Genomic DNA, 13,391 nt, shown 5'->3' on the forward strand with positions numbered 1-13,391 from the left:
CGCGGAACCGGCTTTGCCGGGCCGCAGGCGCAGCGCCCCCTTGGGGGGCAGCGCATTACACGGAGCCGAAGGCGAAGTGAAAAGCGTGGGGGGGCCTACCTCTTGCCAAATATGGCGGCGCCTACGCGGACCATGGTGCTGCCCGCATGGATGGCGGCTTCGAGGTCGGCGGTCATGCCCAGCGACAAGGTATCCATAGGTGTCGGCAGGACACCGGAGGCGTTGACCGCATCAAAAACGGCCTTGGTCCTGGCATGCACTGCGCAGGCCGCATCAAAGTCGGCGGCGGGCTCGGGAATGGCCATCAGGCCGCGCAGCAACAGGCGCGGCAGTTGGGCGACCTCCTGCGCCAGGGCCTGGACCTCGGCCGGCGCCAGGCCCGACTTGTTGGCGCCGCCGTCGATGTTGACCTGCAGGCAGATCTGCAGCGGCGGCAGGCTGTCGGGCCGCTGCTCGCTCAGGCGCTGGGCGATCTTGAGCCGGTCGACCGACTGCACCCAGTCAAAATGCTCGGCGACCAGGCGGGTCTTGTTGCTTTGCACCGGGCCTATGCAGTGCCACTCCAGGGCCTGGCAGCCCGGCCGGCCCCGCAGCGCGAGGATTTTCTCCACGCCCTCAGCGATATAGTTTTCGCCGAAGGCGCGCTGGCCGTCCGAGGCGGCTTCGGCGACGGCTTCGGCGCCGAAAGTCTTGGACACGGCCAGCAGCCGCACGGTGGCCGGGTTGCGCCCGGCGGCGAAGCAGGCCGTGGTGATACGGTCACGGACAAGCTGGAGATTGCGCACAATCGTGGTCATAATCGAACTGTAAACTTTAGTTGAGTCATTTTTAAAAGGGTCCCGGGATGGATATCACGCAGTTGCTGGCCTTTAGCGTCAAGAACAAGGCGTCTGACTTGCATTTATCGGCTGGCTTGCCGCCCATGATCCGGGTTCACGGCGACGTGCGGCGTATCAATATCGACCCGCTGGACCACAAGCAGGTGCATTCCATGGTGTACGACATCATGAACGACACCCAGCGCAAAACCTACGAAGAATTCCTGGAAGTCGACTTCTCGTTCGAGATCGACGGGCTGGCCCGCTTTCGCGTCAATGCCTTCAACCAGAATCGCGGCGCCGGCGCCGTACTGCGGACCATTCCGTCCAAGATCCTGACGCTGGAGCAGCTCAACGCCCCGAAGATCTTCGGCGACCTGGCGCTCAAGCCGCGCGGCATGGTGCTGGTGACGGGCCCCACGGGCTCGGGCAAGTCCACCACGCTGGCGGCCATGGTCAACTTCCTGAACGAAACCGAGTACGGCCACATCCTCACGGTGGAAGACCCCATCGAGTTCGTGCACGAGTCCAAAAAATGCCTGATCAACCAGCGCGAGGTCGGCCCGCACACGCTGAGCTTCAACGCCGCGCTGAAATCCGCGCTGCGCGAAGACCCGGACGCCATCCTCGTGGGCGAAATGCGCGACCTGGAAACCATACGCCTGGCCATGTCGGCCGCTGAAACCGGCCACCTGGTCTTCGGCACGCTGCACACCTCCAGCGCCGCCAAGACGATTGACCGGATCATCGACGTGTTCCCGGCCGAGGAAAAGGAAATGATCCGTTCCATGCTGTCGGAGTCGCTGCAGGCGGTGATCTCGCAAACGCTGTGCAAGACCAAGGACGGCGCGGGCCGGGTCGCGGCGCACGAGATCATGCTGGGCACCTCCGCCATCCGCAACCTGATCCGCGAAGCCAAGGTCGCGCAGATGTATTCGTCCATCCAGACCGGCAACAGCGTGGGCATGCAGACCCTGGACCAGAACCTGACGGAGCTGGTCAAGCGCAATGTGATTTCCCCCGCGGAAGCGCGCGGCAAGGCCAAGATACCGGAAAACTTCCCAGGCTAAGCCATCCCGCCGTCTTGCGTTGACAACAGAATCTGTTTGAAAGGAGTCGCAAATGGAACGCGACCAGGCCAGTAAATTCATCAACGACTTGCTCAAACTCATGGTCAGCCGCAACGGCAGCGACCTGTTCATCACGGGCGACTTTCCGCCTGCCATGAAGGTGGACGGCAAGGTAACCAAGGTGTCGCCCCAGCCGCTGAACGCCAACCACACGCTGGCGCTGGCGCGTTCCATCATGAACGACAAGCAGGCGGCGGAGTTTGAGCGCACCAAGGAGTGCAACTTCGCGATCTCGCCGCCCGGCGTGGGTCGCTTTCGCGTGAACGCCTTCATCCAGCAGGGCAAGGTTGGCATGGTCATGCGGACGATTCCAGCCACGCTGCCCACCATCGACGGGCTGGGCGTGCCCCAGGTGCTCAAGGAAGTGGTGATGAGCAAGCGCGGCCTGACCATCCTGGTCGGCGCCACCGGCTCGGGCAAGTCCACCACGCTGGCCGCCATGGTCGACTGGCGCAACGAGCAGTCCTACGGCCACATCATCACGATTGAAGACCCCGTGGAGTTCGTCCACGCGCACAAGAACTGCGTGATCACGCAGCGCGAAGTGGGCCTGGACACCGACAGCTGGGAAGCAGCCCTGAAAAACACCCTGCGCCAGGCACCCGACGTGATCCTGATGGGCGAGATCCGCGACCGCGAAACCATGGAGCACGCCATCGCCTTCGCCGAAACCGGCCACCTGTGCCTGGCCACGCTGCACGCCAACAGCGCCAACCAGGCACTGGACCGCGTGATCAACTTCTTCCCCGAAGAGCGCCGCACCCAGTTGCTGATGGACCTGTCGCTTAACCTCAAGGCCATGATCTCGCAGCGCCTGGTGCCCAAGCAGGACGGCAAGGGCCGTTTTGCCGCGGTGGAAGTCATGCTCAACTCGCCGCTGATCTCCGACCTGATCTTCAAGGGCGAAGTCTCCGAGATCAAGGAGATCATGAAGAAAAGCCGCAACCTGGGCATGCAGACCTTCGACCAGGCCCTGTACGACGCCTTTGAAAGCCACTTCATCACCTACGAAGATGCGCTGCGCAATGCCGACTCGGTGAACGACCTGCGCCTGCAGATCAAGCTCAACTCGCAGCGCGCCAAATCGATCGACCTGTCGGCCGGCACCGAAAACTTCGCCATCGTTTAAGGTGCGAGGCGCCGGCCTCGCGCCGGCGCGGCCCTCTTCTTTTTCTTTCTTCTTCCTTCCCACGCATCGCGTTCCCTGAACCCATTCCCATGTCCAGCACCACCCCCAAAACCTACGAATCCTCGTCCCCCCGCCAGGTCGCCTTCCTGGGCCTGGGCGTCATGGGTTATCCCATGGCCGGTCATCTGGCGTTGGCCGGCCACAGTGTCACGGTTTACAACCGCAGCGCCGCAAAGGCCGCTGCCTGGGTCGCCGAATTCGCGGCTACGAGCAAGCCGGCGCAGGCCGCCCTGCCGCGCCTGGCCGTCGCCGGCGCCGACATCGTGTTTTGCTGCGTCGGCAATGACGACGACCTGCGCGCCGTCACGCTAGGCGCGGACGGCGCCTTCGCCGGCATGAAGCCGGGCGCTATTTTTGTCGACCACACCACGGCATCGGCCGACGTCGCGCGCGAACTCTACGCGGCGGCGGCCAAGCTGGGCCTGCAGTTTATCGACGCCCCGGTCTCGGGCGGCCAGGCCGGCGCGCAGAACGGTGCGCTCACCGTGATGTGCGGCGGCGACAAGGCGGCATTCGACGCCGTCAAACCCGCCGGCATGGCGTTTTCCAAGGCCTTCACGCTGATGGGCGCCAGCGGCGCCGGCCAGCTGACCAAGATGGTCAACCAGATCTGCATCGCCGGCCTGGTGCAGGGCCTGAGCGAAGCGGTCGCCTTCGGCCAGAAAGCCGGGCTGGACGTGAACCAGGTGCTGGAGGTGATCGGCAAGGGCGCGGCGCAAAGCTGGCAGCTCGACAACCGCGGCAAGACCATGGTGGCCGATAAATTCGATTTCGGCTTCGCCGTCGACTGGATGCGCAAGGACCTGGGCCTGGTCCTGGACGAGGCCAAGCGCAACGGCGCCCGGCTGCCGGTCACCGCCCTGGTGGACCAGTTCTACGCGGACGTGCAGGCCATGGGCGGCCAGCGCTGGGATACTTCGAGCCTGGTCAAGCGCCTGCGTTAAGCGCGCGCCGCGCAAAAAAAGCGGCCGCACCGGGCAAACCGGTGCGGCCGCTTTGTTTTTGGGCTTCTTCAGCCGCCCGCGGGCTTGGTGCTTTGGGCCGGCGGCGTGGCGGGCTTGGACGGCAGCATGCGCGCCAGCTCTTCCTCGCTGATGATCTCGAAAATGCGGATGACCTTCTGCACGCCGGGCGTGGAGCGCACCACCTCGGTGGCGCGGTCGGCCTCGCGCTGCGTGACACGGCCCATCAGGTAGGTCGTGCCGCGCTCCGTGATCACCTTGAAGGCGTTGGAGGATAGGTCGCGCGCATCGAGCAGCATGGCCTTGACGCGGCCGGTGACCAGGGCATCGGAAGAGCGCTGCGTCAGGGTCGAGGCGCCCATGACGGACAGTTCGTTGACCACCGAGCTGACGTTTTCCACGCGCGCGACGATCTGCTCGACCAGCTGCTTGTCCTGGGCATTCGGCACTTCGCCGGTGAGCAGCACCTGCCGGTTGTAGCTGGTCAGGTTGACGTGCACGCGCTCGCCGACATTGCTGCGGATGCGGCTGGTGGCGCGCAGCTCAATGCCCTCGTCCTCCAGTTGCGCGCCGGAGGTGCGGCGGTCGGTCGCCACCAGGGCGCCGCCCGCGACGCCGCCCACCACCAGCGGGAAGCAGGCCGTCAGGCTGCCGCCCAACAGGGTGGCCGTGACCACGGTCAAAGTCAGCCGTTTAAACGAAACACATTTCATACAGAGGTCTCCTGATCGCCAAGTAACTGGGTGTCCACGCCATCGCAGATGCAATGCAGGACAAGAAGGTGCACTTCCTGGATACGCGCGGTCCGCTCATGCGGCACGCAGATATGCACGTCGGTTTCACGCAGGGCATGGGTGATCTTGCCGCCGCCGCGGCCCGTCAGGGCCACCACGGTCATCTCGCGCTCGTGGGCGGCCTCGATGGCGGCCAGCACATTGGCCGAATTGCCGCTGGTGCTCATGGCCAGCAGCACATCGCCGGCGACGCCCAGCGCGCGGACCTGCTTGGAAAAGATCACCGAAAAATCGTAGTCGTTGGCGATCGCAGTGAGGATGGAACTGTCCGTCGTCAAGGCGATCGCGCCCAGCTCGGGCCTCTCGCGTTCATAGCGGCCGACGAACTCGGCGGCGAAATGCTGGGCGTCGGCGGCCGATCCGCCGTTGCCGCAGGCCAGCACCTTGCCCCCGCTGGTGACGCTGGCCAGTATGGCCTGCACCGCCGCCGCGACCGGCTTGGAAAGAACCTGGGCGGCCTGGTACTTGAGGTCGGCGCTGTCGATAAACTGCTGTTCAATGCGTTGTTCAAGCATGCGCCAATGATAGCGGGTCATGGTTGCCTCTCATCGACAAGACGGGGCGCATTCTCCGCTTGATTGCCATCAATCGGCTTATCGGGTTCTGGCCATCTGGCGTAACGAGGGCGATTCGTTGGACTGAATATCCCAGTTTTCAGTGAATGACCAGCCCTCAAAAGTGGTTTTTTTCAGCAATTCGTCCGGCGTTTTAGCCAGCCCCCCGCCTCCCGGCCCGTTGCCTCCCGCGGTATAAAACGACCGGAGAATTTCCGAGGGAGGGAATTTTTGCGGGGTCTCACTGCAAGCAAATGTTCCAGGCAATGGTCCCTTCGAGTTGTCGATGTTGGCGCCGACCAGGCCCCCGGCATGGGTTCCCTGGACCACCTCCAGTGAGTAGGAATTTTCCACCGCGGCATTTTCGATCACGCCGATCAGGCCGCCGGCAGTGGGCGCCGTGACCGCGACGGTCTCCGCCGCAAACTCGCTATAGCTATCCCGAACCGACGACTGGCACCTCAACGCTCCGACCAGGCCGCCGGCCACATCGCCCGATGTGACTTCGGCGATCGCAAGACTGCTTGCCATCGTTGAGCGAACACTCAGCTCCCCTGCGACACCGCCGGCCGGTGCACTGGAACTCCGCGTTGCGCTGACAGCGCCCTTCGAGAACGCCTTTTCAAGGTGTGCGTCGTTCACAACGAGGCCGGCGATGCCGCCTACTGTTGCCGTTCCGCTGACCTGCCCCTCAAAAAACACGTCCGTCATCCGGCCTGACGACGTCGGGCCGCCCACGGTGCGCCGAAGAATGCCGACGAGGCCTCCAACATTGCTTGCGCCACGCACCACACCCTCAACCTGTACGTCGTGAATGATGCCTTCCGAGATACCCGCTAGCAAGCCGATATTGTCCCCCGCGTCAAGCCTGGCATTGATCATCCGGAAGTTTTGAACCGTCCCATTGGGGCCGATGCGGACAAAAAGCCCCATATCCCGCAATCCCACCGAATAGTCATAGTTCTTCAGTGTGTTGCCCAGTCCCATGAACGTTCCTTGAAAGGGGGCGTCTGTCTTGCCTATCCTGAACCGCTGCTCCGGGGCGATCTCATTCCAGTCGATGTCCTGCATCAGCGCGTAGAACTTCTTCTGTCCCAATTGGGTGTTCAACGCCTGCAGCTGTATGACGGAACAAATGGTATGAGCGCGTTCGGGCGATGTGCCGTTATAAAAAGGCTCATAGGAATTGGCAAAGGGGACTATCCAGCTTCGCGGTGTGTTCTCGATACGTTGGTTGCAATAGTTTTCGGGATCGGATTCTTCTCTTGCTTTGGGCGCGATCAAAGCCCTGTAGATGTTCAGGCGCGGCCCGGCGGCCTCGCTGGGCGCAGCCTCGGCCCACGCGTGTATCTGGCGGCTCACCTGAATCATGTCGAAATCCGGATGCGCGCCTCGTATCAGCGCCACTGCGGCAACCACATGGGGAGCCGCCATGGAGGTTCCCGATTTCAGCCCGTACGCGGCCTTGGGCAAGGTCGACAGGATATCGGAGCCCGGCGCGGCAAACACCGGCGCGACGGCCTGATTTCCCGAATAGTAGGAATAGGGTGCGAGATTTCCGGATCTGTCGGTCGCCGTTACGCAGAAGGAGACCGGATAGCGGCATGGGTAGGTTTCCTGCCCTGGGATGGATACATCGCGGGGCTTTTCTCCCGGTGCACTGTTGCCGGCGGACGCAACTGTTGTCACGTCTTTTCCGCGCGCATAGAGAATGGCATCGCCCAACGCGGGGCTGGGCCCGACGGTGACGGACATGTTGATGACCTTTGCACCGTTGTCAACCGCGTAGTAGATGGCATCGGCAAGCGGAAAAATCTCGAATGTCGCCAGGTCGGCAACCTTCAGGATCATGAGTCTGGCATTGGGCGCAAGCCCCATAGGTGCACCCCGTGCCTGCTGCTCGGCAGCTATGATGCCGGCGACGTGCGTTCCGTGTGAATTGTTATCGGTGAGAACATTGTTGTCGTGCACGAAGTTCCAGCCGTGAATGTCATCGACCTTGCCATTGCCGTCATCGTCCTTGTTGTTCGGCGTTTCACGCGGGTTCTTCCATAGGCGGTTTTGTAGCGCGGGATGCTCCTTCGAGATACCCGAGTCGATGACGGCAACGGTGACCGGCACCACAACGAGCGATCCATATTTGAGCCGTGACAAAGCTTCGACACCGTCGACATCGGCGTCCCTGCCCGTGTTGCCGTCTATTCGAGGAGCATCGATGGACCACTGCTGCGGGTGTACCGTGATGCCGTGCTGATTACCCGAAAGGAAACCGACCTGGTTGACTTCGACGGAGGAAAACAATTCCTCGTTCCTGAGTTCCGCCGCAGCTTGCCACGGATCGGTCCCAGTACCCATCCTGTTTCTCACCAGGTAAACACCATGGTCGCCGATTTCCCTCACAACGATGTAACCCGGACCTCGCGTCCTCAACCATTCCTTTGCTTGCGCGAATTTACGTCGCTCTTTAAGGGTGACGATGAGTTCGTCTTTCACGGCATAGGCCATTGGCAGGTCGGCGCTCTCCGGTACCTTCGCCATGATGATTTTTGACCGGCTCACACTGATTTTGTAAATGCTCCCGGCCAGGTTTTTCTGGTTCCCCGCCTGGGCCAGGGAGATGGCTTTTTTCGGAAACTTCGCCTCCATCTCCAGAATGCGGGCCTGTCTTGCCGAAGAATCCGGTTCGGCGGGGGCGGGTATGGCTGCGAGCGGCGCGGGGATGGCGGCAGTTTGGGCAAACGAGGGGATCACACCCCACGCAGACAGGCTGAATAAACAAACCTGCACCGCCCGTTGCACGCTTGAAGAAAAAAGACCCATCGTTAACCCCGCCCTCTCAACTTATTAAAAAATCAGACCAAACTCATTCTGTAAGCTGCAGGCAGATGGGTCAACGTGAATAAATGCATTTCGGACACGCGCCCTGAGATCAAGCCTCGGTCACGCAGAGCCGGCTGAAGCATGCGGACAAGCACGCCGCAACCGGGCACATGCAATGGGATGCCGGGACCCGCGCGATAACCGACGCAGGCCCGGCGGGTATGCGCCGGCGCGCATATAAATCAGCGAAAATAAACACATCCGGCCGCCAGCTCATTCATCCGAAGAGACATGACCCAAAACCGGAACTAGTTCCCGGAACTATGTCCCGGTTCATTCCGAAAACACGGCGCGCTACTGCCGCTTGCGGAAAATTTCGGCCATCATTAATACATACGGTTACTTAACAAGCCAGTCCCCACGCACATGAGCAGTCCCGTCTTTGATCCCGAGGTCGTCAGCAAGGTGACCGCCGCCTTCATGCAGGCAACGGCCGCGAGATGGTCGTTCCCGAGCGTGGAGCTCCAGGACCGTGACACCTTCATGCTGATACGCGTGGACGTTCCGCCCTCGGACCAGCGCGACATCGACCTGCCCGTGCGGCAATCCATCGCGCTCGCGCTCAACCAGGCCGTCCCCGTGCATTTCACGCAGAAGTTCGGCCACTGGATCGTCACCTTCCTGCGTGACAACAAGATGGTCGAGACCGTGCACCCGAGCGAATTCCAGACCTGACGAAGCGGGCACCCCGCAATACCGGCAGGCGCGGCTCACGAAGCGTCGAACGCGGCGGGCAGCCATTCGATGGCGGCGCCTGTTGTGTCGCCCAGCGCGCCCTTGACCAGCACCACGTCAAAACGGCAGGGCGGCGGGCTCGCGAAACGCATCAGGTAGTGGCGCGCCGCCAGCACGATGCGCTGCTGCTTGGCGCTGCTGATGCTGGCCGCCGCGCCGCCGTGCGAATCGCCCGCCCGCTGCCGCACCTCCACGAACACCAGCGTGCCGTCTGGCGCGCGCATCACCAGGTCGATCTCACCGCCGCCGCGGCCCGGCGTTCGATAATTGGCCTCCACGAAGCGCAGCCCCGCCCGCACCAGATAGGCGCGCGCGGCGGATTCCGCGGCATCGCCGCGCGACTTGGTGGTAACCTGACCGGGCTCGGGCCGCACCTCGGCGGCCGCGCCCACCGGCGGGACCTTGGAAACCTTTCTGGAAAACCACATTGAACGCTTCTTTCGACCTGGCCCTGGATGCGGCGCGCGCCGCGGCGGGCATGCAGCATTATCCGGAAAGCGCGCTGTATGTCGTGGCCACACCCATAGGCAACCTGGCCGACATCAGCCTGCGCGCGCTGCAAGTGCTCCAGCTGGTAGACGCGATCGCCTGCGAGGACAAGCGCCACTCCCAGCCCCTGTTGCGCCAGTACGGTATCGACAAGCCGTTGCTCGCGGTGCATGAGCACAACGAGGCGGAGGCCGCGAACCTGGTGATTGAACGCCTGCAGCGCGGCGAGCGCGTGGCCTACGTCAGCGATGCCGGCACGCCCGCCGTGAGCGATCCCGGCGCGCGCCTGGTCGCGGCGGTGCGCGCGGCCGGCCTGGCCGTCATGCCCCTGCCCGGCGCCAGCAGCGTCACCACGGTGCTCAGCGTGGCCGGCCTGGCCAGCCCCGGCGGCGAGACCGGTTTTGTGTTTGCCGGCTTTTTGCCGAGCAAGGCCGGCGAACGCGACCAGGCCATCGCAGCGCTGCAGGCCGACACGCGGGCCGTCGTCATTCTTGAGGCGCCGCACCGCATCGAGGCGCTGGCGCGCGCCATGGCCGTGCTGGGGGAGCGCCCGGTCACCGTGGGCCGCGAACTGACCAAGCAGTTCGAGGAAATCGCGACGGTGCCCGCGCAGGACTTCGCGGCCTGGCTGGCCGCGGGGCCGCAGCGCACACGCGGTGAATTCGCCCTGGTGCTGCACCCGTGCGCCGCGCCCGAGAGCGCCGAGGACGGCACGCGGGTGCTGCAGCTGCTGCTGGCCGAACTGCCGCTCAAGACCGCCGTGAAGCTGGCCGCCGACATCACCGGCCTGGGACGCAACGAACTCTACGAAACCGCCCTCAAGCTCAAAAACGCATGAACCCCAATGCCGACCAGCTCTGGCGCGCCCCGCGCTGGACACTCGCCGCCCTGCTGGCCATCCTCGGCATGCTGGGGCCGTTTTCCATAGACACCTACATCCCGGCGTTTTCCGGCATCGCGCAGTCGCTGGGCGCCTCGCCGGTGCAGATGCAGCAGACGCTGTCGGCCTACCTCTTCGGCTTTGCCTTCATGAACCTGTTCCACGGCGCGCTGGCCGACAGCTTCGGCCGCCGGCCGGTCGTGCTCTGGGGCATCGCGCTGTTCACCCTGGCCTCGGCCGGCTGCGCGCTGTCGCAAAGCATAGGCCAGCTGGTCTTCTTCCGGGCCGTGCAGGGCCTGTCGACGGGCGCCGGCATCGTGGTCTCGCGCGCCGTGATCCGCGACATGTACCCGCCGGCGCAGGCCCAGCAGGTCATGAGCCAGGTGACGATTTATTTCGGCGTGGCGCCCGCACTGGCGCCCATCGTCGGCGGCTGGCTGTTTGTGCACCTGGGCTGGCACAGCATCTTCTGGTTCCTCACGGGCGTGGGCGTGGTGCTCTGGACAACCAACTTCCGCTTCCTGCCCGAAACGCTGCCGCCGCTGGACCGCCAGCCTTTTGAGGTGCGGCATTTGATGCGCGGCTATTGGCAGCTGGGCTCCAGCCCGCGCTTTTTGCTGCTGGCACTGGCCAGCGGCGTGCCCTTCAATGGCATGTTTCTGTATGTGCTGTCGGCGCCCGCGTTTCTGGGGGACCACCTGGCGCTGCAGCCCACCGAGTTCTTCTGGTTTTTCCTGCTCACCATTTCCGGCATCATGTCCGGCGCCTGGCTCAGCGGCCGGCTGGCGGGCAAGATCGCGCCCAAGCAGCAGATACGCCACGGCTTTGTCATCATGCTGCTGACCTCGGTGCTGAACCTCACGGCCAACCTGCTGTTCACGCCGCATGCCTCCTGGGCGCTGTTCCCGATCGCGGTGTTCGCCTTCGGCTGGGCGTTGATGGTGCCAGTGGTCACGCTGCTGGTGCTGGACCTGTATCCCGAGCGGCGCGGCATGGCGTCCTCGCTGCAGGCCTTTATCGGCTCCACCGCCAACGGCATCGTGGCCGGCATCGTCGCGCCGCTGGTCATGCATTCCACGCCCGCGCTGGCCGCGGTGTCGCTGGGCATGATGTGCATAGGGCTCACGGCCTGGATGTATTTGCACCACCGCTGGCCCGAGATAGGCCGCGTCGCCTCGCGCGACTGACAGCAGCACCAGAGACCGCTTTACCAGCGGTCGTTCACCCTGACCGGGAACTCCATGCCCTGGCCCACACGTTGCACCACGTAGCCGGCATCGAGGTAGACAAAAAAGAACATGTCCTGGATGCCGTCCCGCCAGCGGTAGGTCATGATGTCGCCCGACCAGGAGGCCACGCCGTCGACCTTCGCGGGAGGCCCGAACTCGCGCTCCACGTCGGCACGCGTCCATTTGCCGACTTCTATCCTGGAGAAGTCCTGCGGGTTCAGGACCTGCCTGGCGCTCACCACCTTGCCCGCGGCATCGAGGTCGACCATCACGGCCGTCTGGCCCGCGGGCTGGCGGGAATACTGCAGGCGCGTGCCCGAGGCCAGTGGCACCGCGCGCGTGGGCGCGCCATAACTCGCGAGGACCTGCTCTCGCGACATGCCGGGCTGCACGCCGACGGCGCAGCCCGCGGCCAGGAAAGCGGCAAGGGCCGCTGCGGAAACGGTTTTAACCATGGTCATAGGGGGTAGCTCCTGGATTTATCCCTGGATTTGTCTGACAGCGCCGGCACACGAATGTTCCCGGCGGCTTAGCCATTGAGCTGCGCCCAGCCCGGCGTGCCCGCGCGGCCTGAGTAGCGGCTGGTCGCGTCGTAGCGCTCCCAGGCCAGCCGCGCGGCACGCCCGCCATAAACATCCTGTTGCAGCCACTCACATTCGGCCTGCAGCGCGGCATCGCCGCCCAGCCGCGTGTGCCAGACCTTGGCGGTGCTGTCCCAGCGGTAGCCGCGGTTCTTGAGCAGTTCCTTGGCCGCGAAGGGCGCGCCTGTGGCCTGCAGGCGGTAGCTGGGCAGGCGGGCGGTGGACAACAAGTGCGCCAGGCCGTTGACGCCCTGGCCCGGTAACTCGGCCATCAGTACCGCCAGCAGCGCATGGCAGTCCATTTCCGCGCGGTGCGCATCGTAAAACCAGCCGAGTTCAGAAGCCAGGTAGCTGAGTTTGGCCGAGCTGTGGCCCGCCGCCGTCCAGTCGATGTCGGCAAAAGAGCAGGCCCAGTTCAAGGCCTGGGCCCCGGGGATCAGGCCTTCCACAAAGGGACGGTCAAAACCCGCGTTGTGCGCGACGACGAGGTCCACTCCCTCGAGCAGGCTGCCCACGCGCGCCATGTCCAGCTGCTGGCCCGCCAGCATCGCGTCGCTGATGCCGGTGATCTCGCGCGCGATTTTCGGCACCGGCATGCCCGGGTCGCGCAGCCCGTCATAAACCTGGACCGGGCCCGTCGCAAAGCCGGTTTGCGTGTCGACCTGGATGCGCAGCAGCGCCAGCTCCATGATCTGGTCGCGCGAGGCGTCCAGCCCCGTGGTTTCGGTGTCCAGAATCACCACATGGGCCACGGGCCCCTGGGGCGCCTGCGGAAATTCCATGGCCGGCACCAGCCGCCTCAGCACGCGGTAGTCGGGGTGGCGCTCCAGCGCCTGGGCCATGGCCTCGGGGCTCTCGCCGGCCGTGGCGGGGGGCGCCGCGGGAGCCGGTGCCGCAGGCTTGGCCGCCTTGGGCTTGCGCAGCTTGGCGGCAGCGGCCTCGGCGGCCATCGCCAGCAGACCCTCGTCAAAACCGAAACCCAGTTGACCGCCCGCCTTCATGCGCGCGGGAAGGCCTGAAGCCTCTGGGGATGGATAGCGTCTTGCATGCCTGCTCCTGGGTTTGCTTGGAATAAAGCCCGCTATCTTCGCAGATAGCAAGCCAGCGGTCCTTTCATGCCGGCACCGTTTGCGCACCGTGCAAGAGACCG

The 13,391-nt window shown here is 64.3% G+C and carries 13 protein-coding genes; 6 read left to right on the forward strand and 7 right to left on the reverse strand.

Annotated features, from left to right (window positions below):
• Positions 1-95 precede the first annotated feature (95 nt).
• Positions 96-797 carry a YggS family pyridoxal phosphate-dependent enzyme gene (locus AC1DUN_RS09620; RefSeq protein WP_477713770.1) on the reverse strand — a complete coding sequence of 234 codons (702 nt, stop codon included), beginning with the start codon at positions 795-797 and terminating at the stop codon, positions 96-98.
• A 47-nt stretch (positions 798-844) separates the two neighbouring features.
• On the opposite strand from AC1DUN_RS09620, the gene AC1DUN_RS09625 reads away from it, so the two are divergent.
• The 3 genes from AC1DUN_RS09625 (at position 845) to AC1DUN_RS09635 (ending at position 4,081) form a co-directional block, all read left to right on the forward strand.
• Positions 845-1,888, forward strand: a complete 1,044-nt coding sequence (locus AC1DUN_RS09625) for a type IV pilus twitching motility protein PilT (RefSeq protein WP_477713771.1) — start codon at positions 845-847, stop codon at positions 1,886-1,888.
• A gap of 52 nt (positions 1,889-1,940) precedes the next feature.
• A complete protein-coding gene (locus AC1DUN_RS09630; protein WP_477713772.1) occupies positions 1,941-3,077 on the forward strand; it encodes a PilT/PilU family type 4a pilus ATPase in 1,137 nt (378 codons plus the stop codon).
• 89 nt (positions 3,078-3,166) lie between these two features.
• On the forward strand, positions 3,167-4,081 hold the full coding sequence (locus tag AC1DUN_RS09635; protein ID WP_477713773.1) for an NAD(P)-dependent oxidoreductase: 915 nt from the start codon (positions 3,167-3,169) through the stop codon (positions 4,079-4,081).
• Positions 4,082-4,149: 68 nt separating this feature from the next.
• On the opposite strand, the gene AC1DUN_RS09640 is transcribed toward AC1DUN_RS09635, so the two are convergent.
• From AC1DUN_RS09640 to AC1DUN_RS09650, 3 genes are all read right to left on the reverse strand, one after another.
• Complete coding sequence (locus AC1DUN_RS09640) at positions 4,150-4,812, reverse strand: BON domain-containing protein (protein ID WP_477713774.1); 663 nt, start codon at positions 4,810-4,812, stop codon at positions 4,150-4,152.
• A complete protein-coding gene (locus tag AC1DUN_RS09645) occupies positions 4,809-5,408 on the reverse strand; it encodes a phosphoheptose isomerase (protein ID WP_074578790.1) in 600 nt (199 codons plus the stop codon). Before AC1DUN_RS09645 ends, AC1DUN_RS09640 begins: the two co-directional genes overlap by 4 nt.
• 78 nt (positions 5,409-5,486) lie before the next feature.
• Positions 5,487-8,267: a S8 family serine peptidase gene (locus AC1DUN_RS09650; protein ID WP_477713775.1), complete on the reverse strand. Its 2,781-nt coding sequence runs from the start codon at positions 8,265-8,267 to the stop codon at positions 5,487-5,489.
• 426 nt (positions 8,268-8,693) lie between these two features.
• Here AC1DUN_RS09650 and AC1DUN_RS09655 point away from each other — a divergent pair, with 426 nt between their 5' ends.
• Entirely contained in the window at positions 8,694-9,002 is a 309-nt protein-coding gene (locus AC1DUN_RS09655; protein ID WP_477713776.1) for a hypothetical protein, read from the forward strand.
• A 35-nt stretch (positions 9,003-9,037) separates the two neighbouring features.
• Here AC1DUN_RS09655 and AC1DUN_RS09660 read toward each other — a convergent pair whose 3' ends face one another.
• A complete protein-coding gene (locus AC1DUN_RS09660) occupies positions 9,038-9,454 on the reverse strand; it encodes a YraN family protein (RefSeq protein WP_477714087.1) in 417 nt (138 codons plus the stop codon).
• 86 nt (positions 9,455-9,540) lie between these two features.
• Between AC1DUN_RS09660 and rsmI the strand changes: the two genes are divergently transcribed.
• Together rsmI and AC1DUN_RS09670 are read left to right on the forward strand one after the other, a co-directional pair.
• Positions 9,541-10,389: a 16S rRNA (cytidine(1402)-2'-O)-methyltransferase gene (gene rsmI / locus AC1DUN_RS09665; protein ID WP_477714088.1), complete on the forward strand. Its 849-nt coding sequence runs from the start codon at positions 9,541-9,543 to the stop codon at positions 10,387-10,389.
• On the forward strand, positions 10,386-11,618 hold the full coding sequence (locus AC1DUN_RS09670; protein ID WP_477713777.1) for a multidrug effflux MFS transporter: 1,233 nt from the start codon (positions 10,386-10,388) through the stop codon (positions 11,616-11,618). The genes rsmI and AC1DUN_RS09670 overlap by 4 nt, the downstream gene beginning before the upstream one ends.
• Positions 11,619-11,638: 20 nt before the next feature.
• On the opposite strand, the gene AC1DUN_RS09675 is transcribed toward AC1DUN_RS09670, so the two are convergent.
• Together AC1DUN_RS09675 and AC1DUN_RS09680 are read right to left on the reverse strand one after the other, a co-directional pair.
• On the reverse strand, positions 11,639-12,121 hold the full coding sequence (locus AC1DUN_RS09675) for a hypothetical protein (RefSeq protein ID WP_477713778.1): 483 nt from the start codon (positions 12,119-12,121) through the stop codon (positions 11,639-11,641).
• A gap of 68 nt (positions 12,122-12,189) precedes the next feature.
• Positions 12,190-13,242, reverse strand: a complete 1,053-nt coding sequence (locus AC1DUN_RS09680; RefSeq protein ID WP_477713779.1) for a 3'-5' exonuclease — start codon at positions 13,240-13,242, stop codon at positions 12,190-12,192.
• Between the last annotated feature and the right edge of the window lie 149 nt (positions 13,243-13,391).

This window comes from Polaromonas sp. P4_F6, assembly GCF_056401275.1.

Coding starts and splice junctions, on each gene's coding strand:
- AC1DUN_RS09630 (WP_477713772.1), top strand. CDS start 1,941: ATGGAACGCGACCAGGCCAGTAAATTCATCAACGACTTGCTCAAACTC.
- AC1DUN_RS09640 (WP_477713774.1), bottom strand. CDS start 4,812: ATGAAATGTGTTTCGTTTAAACGGCTGACTTTGACCGTGGTCACGGCC.
- AC1DUN_RS09670 (WP_477713777.1), top strand. CDS start 10,386: ATGAACCCCAATGCCGACCAGCTCTGGCGCGCCCCGCGCTGGACACTC.
- AC1DUN_RS09675 (WP_477713778.1), bottom strand. CDS start 12,121: ATGACCATGGTTAAAACCGTTTCCGCAGCGGCCCTTGCCGCTTTCCTG.
- AC1DUN_RS09650 (WP_477713775.1), bottom strand. CDS start 8,267: ATGGGTCTTTTTTCTTCAAGCGTGCAACGGGCGGTGCAGGTTTGTTTA.
- AC1DUN_RS09645 (WP_074578790.1), bottom strand. CDS start 5,408: ATGCTTGAACAACGCATTGAACAGCAGTTTATCGACAGCGCCGACCTC.
- AC1DUN_RS09635 (WP_477713773.1), top strand. CDS start 3,167: ATGTCCAGCACCACCCCCAAAACCTACGAATCCTCGTCCCCCCGCCAG.
- rsmI (WP_477714088.1), top strand. CDS start 9,541: ATGCAGCATTATCCGGAAAGCGCGCTGTATGTCGTGGCCACACCCATA.
- AC1DUN_RS09620 (WP_477713770.1), bottom strand. CDS start 797: ATGACCACGATTGTGCGCAATCTCCAGCTTGTCCGTGACCGTATCACC.
- AC1DUN_RS09655 (WP_477713776.1), top strand. CDS start 8,694: ATGAGCAGTCCCGTCTTTGATCCCGAGGTCGTCAGCAAGGTGACCGCC.
- AC1DUN_RS09625 (WP_477713771.1), top strand. CDS start 845: ATGGATATCACGCAGTTGCTGGCCTTTAGCGTCAAGAACAAGGCGTCT.
- AC1DUN_RS09680 (WP_477713779.1), bottom strand. CDS start 13,242: ATGAAGGCGGGCGGTCAACTGGGTTTCGGTTTTGACGAGGGTCTGCTG.